Annotated in this window: 2 protein-coding genes; both read right to left on the bottom strand. The window is 70.2% G+C overall.

All coding sequences use genetic code 11. The annotated features are described in order from the left end of the window. Window positions 1-180 (bottom strand): hypothetical protein (locus QR77_RS46985; protein WP_040024983.1); only part of this gene is annotated, 180 nt, incomplete at its 3' end. A 140-nt stretch (window positions 181-320) separates the two neighbouring features. Next, complete coding sequence (locus QR77_RS29040) at window positions 321-1,016, bottom strand: NAD-dependent epimerase/dehydratase family protein (protein WP_052489131.1); 696 nt, start codon at window positions 1,014-1,016, stop codon at window positions 321-323. Window positions 1,017-1,146 lie beyond the last annotated feature (130 nt).

The raw sequence follows: 1,146 nt of genomic DNA, 5'->3' as shown, positions 1-1,146 counted from the left end.
GGCCACCGCCGCCGTCAGCTCGGCGAGGCCGAGGTCGCCGTCACCCTCGATCACCGTCTGGATGACCGGGGACAGCGACCGCGGGTGCGCCACGAACCACCAGTCGGTGGCCGACAGCGGGCGGCGGTAGTCCGTCGCCGCTTCGTCGCGGCCACGGCGGGCGGGGTGTTGGGGGGACATGCGTACCTCCGGGTGGCGTCAGTACGGAACTTCCCCGTCCGACCCGGATCGGCCGAAGCCCCGCAGCCGGTACCGCCACTGTGGAGCAGGCGCGACTAGGAGATTCCTTAAGGCGCCCGCCCCGGCCCCCGCTCCCACCCTCACACCATCTGACTCTTCAGGAAGTCCGTCACGTCCCAGGCTTCCGGTGCGCCGTCCACCGGCGCGGCGAACTCCTGGTGGTCGACGGCTCCTTCGAACGTGCACCGCGACCCCACGCGCTCGGCGAGCCTGCGCAGTTCGACGGCGTTGCGCGCCCCGACCTCGACCAGGCCGGGCCCGAGGGACAGCCCGTCGGCGATCTGTCCGGCCGCCCAGCTCACCGGTGTGAACGCGTATCTGGTGTGCGCGGCCGCGTACACCGTGCCGTGCTCGGACATGTCCTTGAGGACACCTTTGGTGAGCGCGTCGCCGTAGAGCGGCCCCAGCCGGACCACCCGGGTGCGGTCCGGCGGACAGAGCGCTTCGGCGGCGGCCTTGTGCCGCCCGTACACCGTGTCCAGTTGGCAGCGCGCCGAGACGCTGCTGATCTGCACGAAGAGCTTCCACTCCCAGGTGTGCAGGAGTTCGGCGGTCTTGGTCACCGTCTCGCGGTAGTCGTCCAGCGGCCGGGTGCCCGCCCAGAACCGGCGCGACGGCATGGCCGCGTTGACCAGCACGTCGTATCCCCCGGAGTCACGGTGCGTCCGGTAGTTGTCCCTGCTCACCGCCGTGACCGTCACTCCCGGTCGGCCGGCCAGCGCCCGAACGATCTCCGCGCCGACAAACCCTGTCGCTCCGACGACGGCGACACGCATGTCTCCTCACTCCTTCTGGTGCAGATCCCAACTGCCGAATCGGTGATCCGGGCCCTGGCCGCCAATCCCCCGGCAAGGTACGCCCATTGCACGCCCATGGGCCGGAGATCAGCGAATCTTCAACATTAGT

Origin of the sequence: Streptomyces sp. 150FB (genome assembly GCF_000818195.1) — a bacterium.
Lineage (GTDB): Bacteria > Actinomycetota > Actinomycetes > Streptomycetales > Streptomycetaceae > Streptomyces.
The sequence above is the reverse complement of the archived record's forward strand: the minus strand, read 5'-3'. Positions and strand labels throughout refer to the sequence as shown.